At 65.7% G+C, this 15,706-nt stretch carries 17 protein-coding genes; 6 read left to right on the top strand and 11 right to left on the bottom strand.

From position 1 onward, the window contains the following. Positions 1 to 4 precede the first annotated feature (4 nt). A complete protein-coding gene (locus HL671_RS33810; protein ID WP_172242624.1) occupies positions 5 to 1,702 on the bottom strand; it encodes a sensor domain-containing diguanylate cyclase in 1,698 nt (565 codons plus the stop codon). 109 nt (positions 1,703 to 1,811) lie between these two features. Here HL671_RS33810 and HL671_RS33805 point away from each other — a divergent pair, with 109 nt between their 5' ends. Further along, on the top strand, positions 1,812 to 2,498 hold the full coding sequence (locus tag HL671_RS33805; protein WP_011942692.1) for a YggS family pyridoxal phosphate-dependent enzyme: 687 nt from the start codon (positions 1,812 to 1,814) through the stop codon (positions 2,496 to 2,498). 46 nt (positions 2,499 to 2,544) lie between these two features. On the opposite strand, the gene HL671_RS33800 is transcribed toward HL671_RS33805, so the two are convergent. Further along, entirely contained in the window at positions 2,545 to 3,330 is a 786-nt protein-coding gene (locus HL671_RS33800; protein WP_172242621.1) for a 2-keto-4-pentenoate hydratase, read from the bottom strand. A gap of 22 nt (positions 3,331 to 3,352) precedes the next feature. Then, on the bottom strand, positions 3,353 to 3,874 hold the full coding sequence (locus HL671_RS33795; protein ID WP_172242618.1) for a L,D-transpeptidase family protein: 522 nt from the start codon (positions 3,872 to 3,874) through the stop codon (positions 3,353 to 3,355). Between the two features lie 278 nt (positions 3,875 to 4,152). On the opposite strand from HL671_RS33795, the gene HL671_RS33790 reads away from it, so the two are divergent. Together HL671_RS33790 and HL671_RS33785 are read left to right on the top strand one after the other, a co-directional pair. Then, entirely contained in the window at positions 4,153 to 4,839 is a 687-nt protein-coding gene (locus HL671_RS33790) for a response regulator transcription factor (protein WP_006612692.1), read from the top strand. Positions 4,840 to 4,904: 65 nt separating this feature from the next. After that, positions 4,905 to 5,348: a cyclic nucleotide-binding domain-containing protein gene (locus tag HL671_RS33785; RefSeq protein ID WP_041750244.1), complete on the top strand. Its 444-nt coding sequence runs from the start codon at positions 4,905 to 4,907 to the stop codon at positions 5,346 to 5,348. Between the two features lie 108 nt (positions 5,349 to 5,456). Here the strand turns inward: HL671_RS33785 and HL671_RS33780 are convergent, their stop codons facing one another. The 4 genes from HL671_RS33780 to rsmI form a co-directional block, all read right to left on the bottom strand. Then, on the bottom strand, positions 5,457 to 6,272 hold the full coding sequence (locus HL671_RS33780; protein ID WP_172242615.1) for an exodeoxyribonuclease III: 816 nt from the start codon (positions 6,270 to 6,272) through the stop codon (positions 5,457 to 5,459). Positions 6,273 to 6,409: 137 nt separating this feature from the next. Further along, positions 6,410 to 7,351 carry a glutathione synthase gene (gene gshB / locus HL671_RS33775; RefSeq protein WP_172242612.1) on the bottom strand — a complete coding sequence of 314 codons (942 nt, stop codon included), beginning with the start codon at positions 7,349 to 7,351 and terminating at the stop codon, positions 6,410 to 6,412. A 33-nt stretch (positions 7,352 to 7,384) separates the two neighbouring features. Continuing rightward, positions 7,385 to 7,795 carry a YraN family protein gene (locus HL671_RS33770; RefSeq protein WP_172242609.1) on the bottom strand — a complete coding sequence of 137 codons (411 nt, stop codon included), beginning with the start codon at positions 7,793 to 7,795 and terminating at the stop codon, positions 7,385 to 7,387. Continuing rightward, positions 7,782 to 8,675 (bottom strand): 16S rRNA (cytidine(1402)-2'-O)-methyltransferase, encoded by an 894-nt coding sequence (gene rsmI / locus HL671_RS33765; protein ID WP_246579752.1) that lies wholly within the window; start codon positions 8,673 to 8,675, stop codon positions 7,782 to 7,784. Before rsmI ends, HL671_RS33770 begins: the two co-directional genes overlap by 14 nt. A gap of 391 nt (positions 8,676 to 9,066) precedes the next feature. Here rsmI and HL671_RS33760 point away from each other — a divergent pair, with 391 nt between their 5' ends. Continuing rightward, positions 9,067 to 10,314 carry a penicillin-binding protein activator gene (locus tag HL671_RS33760; protein WP_011942700.1) on the top strand — a complete coding sequence of 416 codons (1,248 nt, stop codon included), beginning with the start codon at positions 9,067 to 9,069 and terminating at the stop codon, positions 10,312 to 10,314. 28 nt (positions 10,315 to 10,342) lie between these two features. Here HL671_RS33760 and hemW read toward each other — a convergent pair whose 3' ends face one another. The 3 genes from hemW to rph are packed head-to-tail and all read right to left on the bottom strand — an operon-like array spanning position 10,343 to position 12,841. Then, positions 10,343 to 11,500 carry a radical SAM family heme chaperone HemW gene (gene hemW / locus HL671_RS33755; protein ID WP_011942701.1) on the bottom strand — a complete coding sequence of 386 codons (1,158 nt, stop codon included), beginning with the start codon at positions 11,498 to 11,500 and terminating at the stop codon, positions 10,343 to 10,345. Next, the gene (gene rdgB / locus HL671_RS33750; protein WP_011942702.1) at positions 11,487 to 12,131 is read right to left on the bottom strand and encodes an RdgB/HAM1 family non-canonical purine NTP pyrophosphatase; all 645 of its coding nucleotides are present in this window, start codon (positions 12,129 to 12,131) and stop codon (positions 11,487 to 11,489) included. Before rdgB ends, hemW begins: the two co-directional genes overlap by 14 nt. Next, entirely contained in the window at positions 12,128 to 12,841 is a 714-nt protein-coding gene (gene rph, locus HL671_RS33745) for a ribonuclease PH (protein ID WP_011942703.1), read from the bottom strand. Before rph ends, rdgB begins: the two co-directional genes overlap by 4 nt. A 173-nt stretch (positions 12,842 to 13,014) precedes the next feature. On the opposite strand from rph, the gene hrcA reads away from it, so the two are divergent. Next, the gene (gene hrcA / locus HL671_RS33740; RefSeq protein WP_011942704.1) at positions 13,015 to 14,103 is read left to right on the top strand and encodes a heat-inducible transcriptional repressor HrcA; all 1,089 of its coding nucleotides are present in this window, start codon (positions 13,015 to 13,017) and stop codon (positions 14,101 to 14,103) included. Positions 14,104 to 14,235: 132 nt separating this feature from the next. Further along, complete coding sequence (grpE, locus tag HL671_RS33735; RefSeq protein ID WP_011942705.1) at positions 14,236 to 14,856, top strand: nucleotide exchange factor GrpE; 621 nt, start codon at positions 14,236 to 14,238, stop codon at positions 14,854 to 14,856. 129 nt (positions 14,857 to 14,985) lie between these two features. Here grpE and pncA read toward each other — a convergent pair whose 3' ends face one another. Continuing rightward, complete coding sequence (gene pncA / locus HL671_RS33730) at positions 14,986 to 15,699, bottom strand: bifunctional nicotinamidase/pyrazinamidase (RefSeq protein WP_172242603.1); 714 nt, start codon at positions 15,697 to 15,699, stop codon at positions 14,986 to 14,988. Between the last annotated feature and the right edge of the window lie 7 nt (positions 15,700 to 15,706).

Raw genomic sequence — 15,706 nt, 5'->3', positions numbered from 1 at the left:
CTGCTTATCCCGCGCGCGCCACGCCGGTTGTTTCGCGAGCAGAGTCCACCAGCCCGTGCGCAATGACGGTGTTGCGGCCGTGGTGCTTTGCGGCATAGAGCGCGGCGTCGGCGGCTTCGATCAGGTCGGTCGTCGCGAGCGCGTCGTTGGGCCGCGCAGAGGCCACGCCCACGCTGACGGTGACGCAGCGATACGCCGAAGTCGCATGCGGCAGGTTCAGCTCGAGCACCGCATAACGGATCTGCTCGCCGATCTCGAAAGCCTGCCGCGCATCGATTCCGGGAATCAAGAGACAGAACTCCTCGCCGCCATAGCGTCCGGCAAAGGCGTCGGTGGCTTGCGCGATCTGCGCCAAGGTCTCGCCAAGCCGGGACAGGCAGGCATCGCCTTCCGGATGGCCATAGGTGTCGTTGTAGAGCTTGAAGTGATCGACATCGATCATCAGCAGCGAGAGCTCGGCGCCGGTCTGCAGGGCGCGTGCCCATTCGACGTCGATATGGTTCTGGAAGCCGCGCCGGTTGGCCAGTCCGGACAGCATGTCGATCGAAGCCATCACGGTGAGCCGGTCATTGGCGGCAATGAGCTCGCGCTCGCGCTGGCCGAGTTTGGCGGCCATGGCATTGAACGACTTCGCCAGCGGCACGAATTCCGAGGGCAGGTTCTTGGTGGCGACACGCGCCGACCATTGGCCGAGCCCGAAGCGCTTCGCGGTCGCCGCGAGCATGTTGACGGGCTTGACGATCAGCTTCTCCGCCGCGATCAGCGCGCCGAGCAGCACGATCAGGCAAACCAGCCCGGCCTGCAGATAGGCGTTGCGGATGTCCCGGTCGATCGCGGCGGTGACGCGGGTTTCATCGATGCTGACGATCAGGCGCGAGCCGGTGTCGGCGATGCGCGTGAAATTGATCGCGCGTTTTGATCCGTCGGCGGCCGTGAACGAGACGGTGTCTGAAGGCTTGTCGGAACTCATCGCGGTCTCGGCCACCGCCGACAGCAGGGGCACGCTGTCGAGCGGCCGTCCGATCAGCTCGGTGCGATCGGTCGGGGCGGCCAGCACGGTTCCCTCGCTGTCGATCAGCACCGCCGTGATTCCCGGACGGCCGCCAAGATTGCTCATGATCTTGGACATCCATTCCAGATTGACACTCGCCAGCATGACGGCGTCTGGCTCCCCGGTGATCGCTGCGACCGGATAGGCGGCCATGACGATCGGCATGTGCGTCGGTTTCGACAGCAGATAGTCGCTGAACACGAAGTCGCGGGTCTCCTGCGCACCGCGGAAATAAGGCCGCTCGCTGAAGTCGAGACCGACATATTGATTATTGGTGGAGCATTGGATGCGTCCGTCCCGTCCGGCGATCATCAGGGTGCGGATCCAGGGCAGCGTTGTCGGCAGGCTGGCGCGCAGCATATCGCAGCTGCGGCTGACGCCGGACGCCGACGCGCGGACATAGGCGGTGGATTTCAGCACCGTTTCGACCGACATGATGACCTCGCGCTGCATGTCGGCGCTTTGTCGGGCGATATTGAAGAACTCTTCGGAAGCGAGCGCAATCTGTCGCGTGCGGGCGGTTTCGAGCGACCGCGCGCGTTCCAGCATCAACGGCGCAACCAGGATCACGGCCAGCAGCGCCAGCCGTGCCCGAATCCCCAACAGCCGGTTCAGCTTCACTCTATTGCGATTGAAGCGGATGCTTGGCATTTTTTCCCCCTGCCCCCGATCGCGCAAGGTAGGGAGAAGGGTTCAAGAAGCCTTTCCCGAACTCCGTAAAATTGCAGCCAAACCCGTAAATCTACCGACGGACACCCTCGTGCCAGATGCCCCGACCAGCTTCACCTCGTCTTCACCATCCGCGCTCACTGCCGTCGAGCAGGAGATCCTGCGGGCGTGCCGCGACGCCAAACGCGAGCGAGCCTCAGTCACCTTGATCGCCGTGTCCAAGACGTTTGCGGCGGATGCGATCGAGCCGGTCATCGCGGCCGGCCAGCGCGTGTTCGGCGAGAACCGGGTCCAGGAAGCCAAAGGAAAATGGCCGGCGCTGATGGCGGCGCATCCGGGGCTGTCGCTGCATCTGATCGGGCCGTTGCAGTCCAACAAGGCCAAGGAGGCGGTGGCGCTGTTTGACGCCATTCATTCGGTGGATCGTCCGAGCCTGTGCGCCGCGCTCGCCAAGGAAATTGCGGCGCAGAACAGGCATCCGCAGCTGTTCGTTCAGATCAACACCGGCGAGGAGCCGCAAAAAGCCGGCATCGCGCCCGGTGAAGCCGACGCGTTCGTGGCGGCCTGCCGCAAGGATTATGGGTTGGAGATTTCCGGCCTGATGTGCATTCCGCCGGTCGACGAGGCACCGGGTCCGCATTTCGCGCTGACCGCCAAGATCGCGGCGCGCAACGGCCTTGCGAATCTGTCGATGGGCATGAGCGCCGATTTCGCCACGGCCATTCAGTTCGGCGCCACGCATGTGCGCGTCGGCTCGGCGATCTTCGGCCATCGCTGACGGGCCACGCAGCGGCTGAGGCCACCGCGCGCGAGAATGAGCGTCGTTAGGCGAAGCGCACCGAGACCCGTCCGATGTCCCCGAAATCGACGTCCATCCTGTCGCCACTGCCGATCGGCAGTGGCGGATGGCAGGTGCCGGTCGTGACCACCTGCCCTGCCCGTAACGTCAGTCCCAGCGCCCGGAGTTCGTTGACCAGCCACGCCAGCGCCACGCGGGGATCGCCGAGCACGTTGCGACCGTGGCCGATGAAGTCCCGGCCGCTGAGCGTAATCCGGGGGCGTTCCTCGACCAGATCACGGCTGCGCCAATCCGCAGTCGCCGGAGCGCCCAGCACAAACAGATGGGCGCAGGCATTGTCGGCGATCAGCTGCGCCTCGCCGGCCGTGACGAAATCGGCGAACCGCGAATCAGGGATCTCGATGGCTGGATGCAGCGTCGCCACGGCGGCGAGCACCTCGGCGACGTCGTAGGGCGTGGTCCGCGGCGACAGGTCGTTGGCCATGCGAAAGGCGAATTCCGGCTCCGCGACCCGCATCGCATTGCCGTCCATCGATGCCGTGCCGTCATCGGGCAGCACGGTCTCGGCGAGAATCCGGCCCGCCAGCGGTCCGGCCACGTTGATGTGGCGCTGCCCGGCTTCGCTGGTCGCCGCGATCTTCCAGCCGAACAAGGGCGCGCTGGATTGCGACTCGATCTCGGCCTGGATGGCGTAGCCTTCGGCGCGGTTGCGTGGCTGCAGATCTGGGGGCAATGCCGCGACCTTGCTGCCCTTGCGCCAATGCTCACGCAGGATCCGCGAGGCCGATACGGCCTGGCTCGGCGTGAGCATGGTGTCCTCCCTCAGAATCTTGTCATTCGATGATGATCCTGGTGCGCGGGCCGATGCTTTGCAACAGCCGCAACATTGCCGACCGGGTCATGGCCACGCAGCCGGCGGTGGGGCCGAAATTCGGCCGCGCTAAATGCAGGAACACAGCGCTGCCGCGTCCGGCGATCCGGGGCCGCGTGTTGTGGTCGATCTCAATGATGAAGTCATAGAGATGGTCGCTGCGCGCCAGCCGGTCCCCCGGCTGATCGCCGCGCAGCCGAAACGGCCGGTTGTAGCGGCGATCGGCCGGATCCTCGCACCAGGCGTCCTCGGGGCCGATCGGACGGACGGGGAGCCGGGTCTGCGGCCGCCGGTGGCGGTCGGCCCGCCACCACAGCCGGTGTGGCCGGAAGCGGCCGCGCGGCGTGCCGCCGTCGCCCTCGCGCTTATTGGCCAGGATGCCGCCGCGGCCCAGGGCAACGGGGATGATCAGTCCCTCCATGATCAGCCAGCCGCGCCGCCGATTCCCGGCGGCGGCCCGGACCCGGATCGTGGTAGTTGGCATACCAGATGATCCCTTTGCGTCATGATATGAAACAACGCGCCTTTTCATTGCCATGCATTGCCCGTCAATTGCCTTAATGTCGGCAAATGGTCCCGCGCGGGGTCACACAGGACATTCACCTCATTCCCTTCCCAAATCTGGAGTACAGTGTCGGGCGCTTGTGAATCGGTAACAGCCCCCTACTTCAAGACGAAACAGGGCTGATGAGCCTGTTTTGCCCACCGTCGAAGGCGCCCATCATTCGATCCCCGCCGGCGCCAGCAAGAGGATTTGTACCAATGGCCAATGCCCGCAAGATCCTGATCGTTGATGACGACACCGATCTGCGCGACACACTGATGGAGCAGCTGTCGCTGCATGACGAGTTCGAGGCTCAGGCGGTCGATACCGGCGCCAAGGGCGCCAGCGCGGCGAAGGCCAATTCCCCCGATCTGGTCCTGATGGATGTCGGGCTGCCCGACACCGACGGTCGCGAGGTGGTGCGCAGCCTGCGCAAGGGCGGTTTCAAGGCCCCGATCATCATGCTGACCGGGCACGACACTGATTCGGATACGATCCTGGGCCTGGAATCCGGCGCCAATGACTATGTCGCCAAGCCGTTCCGCTTCGCCGTGCTGCTGGCGCGCATCCGCGCCCAGCTGCGCCAGCACGAGGCCAGCGAGGATGCGGTGTTTTCGGTCGGTCCGTACAGCTTCCGCCCCGGCTCGAAGATGCTGACCGGCGCGAACGCCCGCAAGGTCAGGCTCACGGAAAAGGAAACGGCCATCCTGCGGTTCCTTTACCGTGCCGGCCAGCAGCCGGTGTCGCGCGAGACGCTGCTGCAGGAGGTGTGGGGCTACAATTCCGGCGTCACCACCCACACGCTGGAAACGCATATTTACCGTTTGCGGCAGAAGATCGAGAAAGATGCCGCAAATCCAGAGATTCTGGTCACGGAGGCCGGTGGCTACAAGCTGGTGCCGTGATACGTTCGGGGATGGCGGTCCGCCGTCTATGATATTGGATTAATTCTGCCTTCCCCGGGCTCTCGATGTCGATCGAAGATGATATTGCGCTGTTGGAGCGCGTCCCGACGCTGCGGCTGTTGGGACGCGAATCCCTGCGCATGCTTGCGATCGGGTCCGAACCGCGCAACATCCAGAGCGGCGAGGCGCTGTTCCGCGAGGGCGACACGGCTGATTGCGGCTATGTGGTGCAGCGCGGCTCGCTGCGCGTCAGCGACCAGGTCGGAGCCGAGGTTGTCGCGACGCCGGGCATGCTGATCGGCGAGCTGGCGCTGCTGGTGGAGATGCGACGCCCTGCGACCGCGACGGCCCTGGAATATGCGTCGGTGGTTCGGCTTTCGCGCAGCCTGTTCCAGCGCGTGTTGGAAAGCGATGCCGTCGCGGCACGGCGGCTGCGCGAGGAGTTCGCCAATCGGGCGACACGGCTGGCCGGCGACATCCTGAAGGCCGGCGCCAAGCTGATGTCGTGACCTCTGGACCATGAGGCGTTTCCACGGAAACGCATCATGATCATTCCGCGTTGTTGACCAGGGTCTTTTCGGAAAATGCGGTCTCCACTTGTCCGGATCATGCCCGAATTACACGTCGAGCGTCACCGTCACCGGGACATGATCTGACGGACGCTCCCAGCTGCGGGCGTCGCGCAGGATGCTGAAATCGGTGACATTGTCCTTCAGCGCGCGCGACACCCAGATGTGGTCGAGCCGCCGGCCGCGATTCCCGACGGTCCAGTCGGCGGCGCGATAGCTCCACCAAGTGTAGACCTTCTCCGACATCGGGATCCGCTCGCGGGCGACATCGACCCATGCGCCGTGGCTCTGCGCCGCCAGCAGCTTCTCGCATTCGATCGGCGTGTGCGACACCACCTTCAGAAGCTGCTTATGCGACCAGACGTCGTGCTCGTGAGGCGCGACATTGAGGTCGCCGACCAGGATGTGGCGGTCGTCGCCGCGCGGGTGCAACGGCTCGCACGCTTTCATCTCGTCGAGGAATTGCAGCTTGTGCTCGAATTTCGGATTGAGCGCGGGGTCGGGAATGTCGCCGCCGGCAGGCACGTAGAAATTATGCAGCACCAGCGGCCGGGCCAGCTGCGCCTTCTCGCCGAAGGCCACCGAAATATGCCGGGAATCCACCTTGTCGCAGAACGTCCTGACGTCGGTGCTGTCGAACGGCCATTTCGAAATCACGGCGACGCCGTGATAGCCCTTCTGGCCGTTCAGCGCGATATGCTCATAGCCGAGCCGCTTGAATCGCTTCAGCGGAAAGGCGTCGTCGATGCACTTGGTCTCCTGCAGGCACAGCACATCGGGCCTGACCTGCTTGATGAGCTTGGCGACGAGGTCGATGCGCAGGCGCACCGAATTGATGTTCCAGGTGGTCAGGACGAGACGCATGAGACGTGCGTCATACCATGGATTGCGCGCTCGTCAGCGCTCTGGGCGCGGACCACCAGCCCCGGAGCGGGCCGCACCGGCGTTTTGATCGGCCTTATCCCCAGCTATCGGCGCGCCGAACGTGAACGTCGGCGCACTCAACGCCGCTTGGCCTCGATCACGTCCCAGACGCGGGCGGCGATGTCGGGCCCGCCCAGACGCGAGATGGCGCGGATGCCGGTCGGCGAGGTCACGTTGATCTCGGTGAGATTGCCGTCGATCACGTCGATGCCGACCAGCAACAGGCCGCGGGCGCGCAATTCCGGTCCCAGAGTATCGCAGATCTCGCGTTCGCGCGGGCTGAGCTCGGTGGCCTGCGCGGCGCCGCCGCGAACCATGTTGGAGCGCAGATCGTCGGCCGCCGGGACCCGGTTGACGGCGCCGGCGAACTCGCCGTCGACCAGGATGATGCGCTTGTCGCCATGCTTCACCTCGGGAAGGAAGCGCTGGATCACCCAGGGTTCCTTGAAGGTCACCGAGAACATGTCGAACAGCGAGCCGAAATTCATGTCCTGCGGCATGACCCGGAACACGGCCGCCCCGCCATGGCCGTGAAGCGGCTTCATCACCACGGCGCCGTGCTGAGCGCGGAAGGCGTTGATCTCGTCGAGATCGCGCGAGATCAGCGTCGGCGGCATCAACTGCGGGAAGTTCATCACGAACAGTTTCTCCGGCGCGTTGCGGACGCTCGCGGGATCGTTGACCACCAGCGTTTTCGGATGGATCCGCTCCAGGAAATGCGTCGACGTGATGTAGGCGAGATCGAACGGCGGATCCTGTCGCAATAGCACGACATCGAAGGAGGCCAAGGCGGTCGGTTTCGGCTCGCCCAGCGTGAAATGATCGCCGATTTCATCGCGCACGGCCAAGGCCTGCACCGGCGCGTACAGCTCCTCGCCGCGCAGCGAGAGCTTGTCGGGCGTGTAGTAGGAGAGGCCATGGCCCCGCCGCTGCGCCTCCAGCAGCAGCGCAAAGGTCGAATCGCCGCGGATATTGATGCGCGCGATCGGGTCCATCTGGACGGCGACATTCAGTTTCATGGGCAGGTCCCTGCTCGCTGCAGTAAGGTCATGTCAGGTGCTCGCGTCGAATGCCGCTATCAGATGGCGCGGCAGGCTGCGCGGCGCAACGAGAATTGCGTCGAACCGCAGCTCGAATTCGGCATGTTCGGGATGCGTCATCAGCCAAGCCTGCGCGGCATCGATGATGCGCTGCTGCTGACGCGGCGTCACCGCATAGGCGGCATCGTCGAGCGAGGCACGGGCCTTGACCTCCACGAAGGCGACGAGGTCGCGCTTGCGCGCGATGATGTCGATCTCGCCATGCGGCGTGCGGAAGCGCTTGGCGAGAATCCGATAGCCCTTGGCGATCAGAAGCGCGGCGGCGCGTGCTTCCGCCGAAAGCCCGGTGCGAAATGCGGCGACACGCTCAGGCGCGGCTGGCTTGGAAGGCTTGGCCGTGCTGGTGTGCTCAGCCTTCGCCATCGGCCTCTCCCGCCCGCTTGGTCTTGGCGAGCTCGAGGGCGCGCGCATAGACCTCGCGCCGCGGACGGCCTGAGAGTTCGACGGCGTGCATGACAGCGTCCTTGACGCTCGACCGTTGCAGCAGATCCGCGAGCAGCGCGTCGAGCTGATCCGTCGTCAGCACCTCGGCATCGCGCGCCGGCGGTCCGATCACCAGCACGAACTCGCCGCGCGTTTCCAGCTCATTGGCCTGCGCTGCCAGATCGCTGATCGCGCCCCGCAGGACCTCCTCGTGGAGCTTTGTCAGCTCGCGGCAGATCGCGGCCTGTCGTCCGGGCAGGCCGTCTGCGAGATCCGCCAGACACTCCTGCACGCGGTTGCCGGACTCGAACATCACCAGCGTCGCCTCGACGCGCGCCAGCTCGGACAGCCGCGCGCGTCGCGCCTGCTGCTTGGCCGGCAGGAAGCCTTCGAAAAAGAAGCGATCGGTCGGCAGCGCCGCCACGCTCAAGGCGGCCAGCACCGCCGAGGGGCCGGGCAGTGCGGTCACGGCATGACCGGCCCCGCACGCTTCGCGCACCAGCTTGTAGCCGGGATCCGAAATCAACGGCGTGCCGGCATCGGACACGAGCGCGATGGCGGCACCTTCGGCCAGGCGCTGCAGGATCCTTGGCCGCACGGCTTCGGCATTGTGCTCGTGATAGGCGGCGAGTTCCGATGACAGGCCGTAGCGTTCGGTCAGCCGTCGCGTAATCCGCGTGTCCTCGCACAAGATGACGTCGACACCGGCCAGCGTCTCCAGCGCCCGGAGCGTGATGTCGGCGAGATTGCCGATCGGCGTCGCCACGAGATAAAGTCCCGGTCGCGCCTTCGGGGCAGTCACGCGGTGTCCGGCCACCATATAGCCCCGCGTGGTGGCAGATGTGGTGGAAGAATTGCCGGGGTTCGGCGACATGTTCGAGGTTGCGTGCGCGCCCATCGGGGTAATTTAAATGGCCCGGCCGGGGAAAGCCACCGCGGAACGGGCGTCCGGCCGATCGACCTTCCGATCCAGACGGGGGCGTCCCGTTCATCGGAGCTTCAAGTTCGGACCGGCAAGTTCGAAACGGTCAAGGAAGCGGCAGCGTGCGAGCGGGGGATATGCCGTGCAAAACGTCGAATTGATCGGCTGTGTGGCCCTGACAGCCTTTTGTTTTGCTTAACTATTCATCGACAATATGACTGAATCAGTGCGACCCGACGGGCGTGCGATAAAGGAACTTCTGGCCGTCTCGGCCGAACGAAGAGATGCCATGGTGGGCCCGCGTCATCCCAAGTCTCACGGTCCCAGGTCTTTCGGCCTCAAGTCTCACGGCCCGGACTCGCATGGGGTTGCCCGACGAACGGCGCTGGGCCTGATCGTCGGCGCGCCGCTGTTGTCGGCCTGCTCGGGCGTGCAGCAGGGCATGAGCATCCCCAACCCGTTCGAGCAACCGACCGGCCCCTCCGGGCCACCGCTACAACCGGCGGTAGCCGGAAACGGCCAAGTCAAGGTCGGGCTGCTGCTGCCCTTGTCGGCCTCGGGCAATGCGGGCATCGCGGCGCAGTCGATGAAGAACGCCGCCGAGATGGCGCTGGCCGAGTTCCAGAACCCCAATATCCAGCTGTTGATCAAGGATGACGCCGGCAGTCCGCAAGGCGCGCAACAGGGCGCACAGCAGGCCTGCGACGAGGGCGCCGAGATCATTCTCGGTCCGCTGTTCGCCGGCTCGGTGCCAGCGACCGCCCAGGTCGCGCGCACGCGCAACATCTCGGTGATCGCCTTTTCCACCGATTCGAGCGTCGCCGGTCGTGGCGTGTACCTGCTGAGCTTCCTGCCGGAGTCCGACGCGATCCGTATCGTGGATTATTCGGCGAGTGTCGGTAAGCGCTCCTTCGCGGCGCTGCTGCCCGACAACGCCTATGGCACGGTGGTCGAAGGTGCGTTCAAGACGGCGGTCAGCCGGCGCGGCGGCCGGATCGTGGCCTTCGAGAAATATAGCGGCGATCGCAACACGGCGGCGCGCACCGTGGCGCAGTCGCTCGGCGGTGCCGACGCGCTGTTGCTGGCGGACGACGGCGATTCGGTAGTTGCGACGGCGGATGCGCTGACGGCGGCGGGGGCCAATCTGCGCAACATCCAGCTGCTCGGCACCGGGCTGTGGGATAATCCGCGGGTCTACAACAGCGCCAGTCTCCAGGGCGGCCTTTACGCGGCGCCCGATCCCGCAGGCTTCCGCGCGTTTGCGGGACGCTATCGCACGCGGTTCGGCGGCGATCCCGTCCGGACAGCGACTCTGGCTTATGATGCGGTCGCCCTCGTCGCGGCGCTGGCGCGGACGCAAGGCGCGCAGCGTTTCGCGCCAGACGTGCTGACCAACGCGTCCGGCTTTGCCGGCATCGACGGGTTGTTTCGTTTCCGCAGCGACGGCACCAATGAGCGCGGGCTCGCGGTCATGCGCGTCGGCTCAGGGGGCGGGCAGGCTGTCGCCGGTGCGCCCAAGAGCTTTAACGCCACATAGCTTCAACGCCACACAAAAGCGCGCAGCGTCAGGCGGCGAGATCGGCCACGACGGCATCGAGCACCGGAAAGCCGTCCTGCGTCACCCGCAGGCGACCGTCTCCATCGACGATGATCGCGCCCTCCTCGCGCAGCAGCGCGATGCGGCGCGGGTCGAGCGGCCGTCCGGAGATCGCGGCATAGCGCTTCGGGTCGATGCCCTCGGCGAGCCGCAGCCCCATCAGCAGGAATTCGTCGGCGCGCTCCTCGCGGTTGAGCTCGTCGTCGGTCATCACGCCATGACCGTTGGATTCAACTCGCATCAACCAGGCTTCCGGCCGCTTGTCGGTCGCGATGGCGTGCCGGATGCCGTCGATATCGAGCCGGCCGTGGGCGCCGGGACCGATGCCGGCATATTCCTGGCCGCGCCAATAGACGAGATTGTGCCGGCACTCCGCGCCCGGCCGCGCATGATTGGAGATCTCATAGGCCGGCAGGCCGTGACGCGCACAGACCTCCTGCGTCACATCGTAGAGCGTGCGCGCCAGACCTTCGTCGGGGGTCTTCAGCTTGCCGGCGGCGTGCAGGCCGAAGAACGGCGTGCCCTCCTCGATCGTCAGCTGATACAGCGACAGATGCTCGGCCGCCTCGCCGATGGCGCGCGTCAATTCCTCGGTCCACATCGCCGGCGTCTGGTCAGGCCGGGCATAGATCAGGTCGAACGAATAGCGCGTGAAAGCTTGCCGCGCGATGGCCACCGCCTTCATGGCTTCTTCGGCGGTGTGCAGGCGGCCCAGCATTTTCAGCGAGGCGTCGTCCATCGCCTGAACACCGAGTGACACGCGGTTGACGCCGGCGGTGCGATAGCCGGCAAAGCGGGTCGCCTCGACGCTGGTTGGATTGGCCTCCAGCGAAACCTCGACATCCGAAGCGACGTGCCAGTGCTTGCCGATCGCATCGAGAATGGCGCCGACGGTCTGCGGCTGCATCAGCGACGGCGTGCCGCCGCCGAGAAAGATCGAGGAGACGGTACGCGCGCCGATGCGCGCGGCGGTGGTCTCGATTTCCCTGGCGAAGGCGCGGGCAAAGCGGTCCTGGTCGATGGCTGTGTGGCGGACGTGGCTGTTGAAGTCGCAATACGGACATTTCGACAGGCAGAACGGCCAGTGCACATAGACGCCGAACGCTTCGTTCTCAGCGCTGGTCAAGGCAGATCTCCGCGAGCTTCACGAAAGCGCGGGCCCGGTGCGACAGGCCGAGGCCGAGCGGCGGCAGGCCGTGCTTCTCGAGACTCGTCATCTCGCCGAAGGTGCGATCATGTCCTTCGGGCAGAAACATCGGGTCGTAGCCGAAGCCGGCGGAGCCGCGCGGCGGCCATACCAAGGTGCCGTCGACGCGCGCCTCGACCTCCTCGACATGCCCGTCCGGCCAGGCGACGCACAGCGCCGAGACGAAATGCGCGCCGCGCTTGTCCGGTCCGGTCGCACCGCGCTCCTGCAGCAGACGCTCGATCCGGGTCATCGCCGCCGTGAAATCCTTGTCCGGCCCGGCCCAGCGGGCCGAGTAGATGCCCGGCGCGCCGTCCAGCGCATGGACGACGATGCCGGAATCATCGGCAAAGGCCGGCAACTGCGCGGCGTCCGCGGCGGCCACGGCCTTGATTCGTGCATTGGCCTGGAATGTCTCGCCGGTCTCGTCCGGCTCGCCGAGGCTGAGTTCGCCGGCCGATACGGCCTCGACGCCGTAGGGGGCCAGCAGCTCGCGCATCTCGGCCAGCTTGCCGGGATTGTGGGTCGCGATGACGATGCGACCGCTGAGCTTGCGATGGCTGCTGCTCACGCGACCGCCATCTTCTGTAGATCGACCAGCCGGGCCACGCCCTTGCGCGCCAGCGCCATCAGCGCCAGGAACTCGGCCTCGGTGAATGGGGTCTTTTCCGCCGTGCCCTGCACCTCGATGATGCGGCCATCGCCGGTCATGACGAAATTGGCGTCGGTCTCGGCCTCGGAATCCTCGGCGTAGTCGAGGTCGAGCACTGGCGTGCCGTTGTAGATGCCGCAGGAGATCGCGGCGACATTGGCGCGCAAGACCTCGGTCTTCAGCATATTGCGGGTCTTCATCCATTTGATGCAGTCGGCGAGCGCGACCCAGGCCCCGGTGATCGACGCCGTGCGGGTGCCGCCATCGGCCTGCAGCACGTCGCAATCGACCGTGATTTGGCGCTCGCCGAGCGCCTCCAGGTCGATCGCCGTGCGCAGCGAGCGGCCGATCAGACGCTGGATCTCGACCGTGCGGCCGGTCTGCTTGCCTGCGGAGGCCTCCCGCCGGGTCCGTTCCAGGGTGGCGCGCGGCAGCATGCCGTATTCGGCCGTAATCCAGCCGCGGCCCTGGCCCTTCAGCCATGGCGGCAGCCGGTCCTCCAGCGTGGCGGTGACCAGCACATGGGTGTCGCCGAACTTCACCAGGCAGGAGCCCTCGGCGTATTTGACGACGCCCCGTTCCAGGCTCACGGGCCGCAATTCATCCGGTGCACGGCGGCTCGGCCGCATGATTCTCTCCGTGGCAGGGCAAAGACGGGTGTTGAATGGCCTTGTAGGAGCCGGGGCCGGCAGCGGCAAGGGCTTATCAGGGGGGATCACGCCAGGGGGCCCCTGCTCAAGACCAGCTTGCCACCGAGCCGCCGCATGGACACATTATAGGCAACTGGGGAGGAGAGTCTCTGGTGGCCCACCACGATCCGATCAACCTGATGACACCGCCGGCGGGGCTCGCGCAGCTCAATGAGCGCTCGCGCGAGATTTTTCGCCAGATCGTCGAAAGCTATCTGGCGACCGGCGAGCCGGTCGGCTCGCGCAATATCTCGCGTCTGATCGCGGTTCCGCTGTCGCCTGCGTCGGTGCGCAACGTGATGGCCGACCTGGAGCAGCTCGGCCTGATCTATGCGCCGCATACCTCTGCCGGCCGTTTGCCGACCGAGGCGGGGCTCCGCTTCTTTGTCGACGCCCTGATGCAGGTCGGCGACATGACCGAGGCGGAGCGGCAATCGATCCAGAGTCAGCTTGCGTCCGTGGGACGGGCGCAGTCAGTGGAAGCTGCCCTCGACGAGGCGCTGACGCGGCTATCGGGCCTGACCCGTGCCGCGGCCGTGGTCCTGACCGCGAAATCCAACACCCGGCTCAAGCATATCGAGTTCGTGCGGCTGGAGCCGGAGCGGGCGCTGGTGGTGCTGGTCGGCGAGGACGGCCAAGTCGAAAATCGCGTGCTGGCATTGCCGCCCGGCGTGCCATCCTCGGCGCTCACCGAGGCCTCCAACTTCCTCAATGCCCGGATCAGGGGACGCACCCTGGCGGAAGCGCGGCTCGAGCTCGAGACCGCGCTGGCGCACGATCGCGCCGAGCTCGATCAGCTGACGCAGAAAGTGATTGCGGCCGGTGTCGCGAGCTGGTCGGGCGGCGACAGCGACGATCGCCAGTTGATCGTGCGCGGCCATGCCAATCTGCTCGAGGATCTCCACGCGCTCGAAGATCTCGAACGGGTCAGGCGGCTGTTCGACGATCTCGAGACCAAGCGCGGCGTCGTCGACCTCCTGGGGCGCGCCGAGAATGCCGACGGCGTCCGCATCTTCATCGGCTCGGAGAACAAGCTGTTTTCGCTGTCGGGCTCCTCGACGATCGTGTCGCCTTATTCCGACGCCACCGGCCGCATTGTCGGTGTGCTCGGCGTGATCGGTCCGACCCGGCTGAACTATGCCCGCGTGATACCGACGGTCGATTATGCGGCGCGCCTGGTCAGCCGTCTGCTCGGTGGCTGATGCGCGATCGGTCCGGTTAACCCTGCGATCGCGTGGAGCCGCGAGCCCGCGCTTGATTTTCGCTGACTAAAGCACGATATCCCGCCCGACATCCAGAAAACCCGTTCAGCCGAACTTGCGAGAAGTCTGTCCATGACCGATCCCGACCTGCATAAAAACGATCCGGAAAACCCGGCGCAGGCCAGCGAACCCGTCGTCTCCAAACCCTATATCATGCCCGACGACCCCGAGACCGGCTCAGCAGAGGCACTGGCCAAGGAAGCCGCCGACGCGCGCGACAAGATGCTGCGCACGCTGGCGGAGATGGAGAATCTGCGCAAGCGCACGGCCCGTGAGGTTGCCGATGCGCGCATCTACGGCATCACCGGCTTCGCGCGCGACGTGCTCGATATTGCCGACAATCTGCAGCGTGCACTCGATGCCGTGCCGGCCGAGACGCGGGCCAATGCCGATCCCGGCCTCAAGGCGCTGATCGAAGGCGTCGAGCTGACCGAGCGCTCGCTGCTCAACACGCTGGAGAAGAACGGCGTCAAGAAATTCGATCCGACCGGACAGAAGTTCGACCCGAACTTCCAACAGGCAATGTATGAGGTCCCCGATGCCTCGGTGCCGTCGGGCACGGTGGTGCAGGTCGTACAGGCCGGTTTCATGATCGGCGAGCGCGTGCTGCGCCCGGCGCTGGTCGGCGTGTCCAAGGGCGGCGCCAAGCCGGCGCCCGCTGCGAACAACGATCAGCCCAACAACGCGGCCTGACGGCGGCGCCCGAGTCCAAGACAAGCAGAAGGCCACGAGCCGTCAGCTCGTGGCCTTCTTCATTTTTTAAGTGGCCTTCTTAGTTCTAGTTGGTGGCGCGTGCTGTCAAGCCGGTCGCGGCGCACCGGACTATGCCGCGATATCCTCGGAACTGATCCGCTTGACGCCGGCCGCCGCCATGTCGGTCCATGCCTTGGCCAGCGACCCCTGGGTGTCGATGCCGCGGCAGGCGTCCTCGACGACATAAGTCTCCAGTCCTGCCTTGCGGGCATCGAGCGCAGTCCAGGCGACGCAGAAATCGGTCGCCAGTCCGGCAACGAAGACGCGGGTGATGCCACGCGCCTGCAGATAGGCGGCGAGACCCGTGGTGGTCTTGCCATCGGCCTCGGTGAAAGCCGAGTAGCTGTCGACCGCGTTGTGAAAGCCCTTGCGGATGATGAGCTCGGCCTGCGGGATCGCGAGATCCTTGGAGAGCGCCGCTCCCTCGGTGCCCTGCACGCAATGGTCCGGCCACAGCACCTGCTTGCCGTAAGCGAGGTCGACCAGCTCGAACGGCTTCTTTCCGGCGTGGCTGGAAGCGAAAGAGACGTGCGCAGGCGTGTGCCAGTCCTGCGTCAGAACTACATTGCTGAAGGCCTTCGCGATCCGGTTGATGATCGGAACGACCTGCTCGCCGTCCTTTACGGCGAGGCTGCCGCCGGGCAGGAAACAATTCTGCACGTCGATCACGAGCAGCGCCGATGTCTCGTCCGGCTTGATTGATGCCGCTGCCCAGCCGCGGGCGGGAAGCGCTGACATTAGCGCCGTCGCACCGAGACCGGCCAAAATCCCTCGTCTGTCCATGTAACCT

The organism is Bradyrhizobium denitrificans, from assembly GCF_013179005.1.
In the GTDB taxonomy this organism is placed as follows: Bacteria; Pseudomonadota; Alphaproteobacteria; order Rhizobiales; family Xanthobacteraceae; genus Bradyrhizobium; species Bradyrhizobium denitrificans.
The sequence above is the reverse complement of the archived record's forward strand: the minus strand, read 5'-3'. Positions and strand labels throughout refer to the sequence as shown.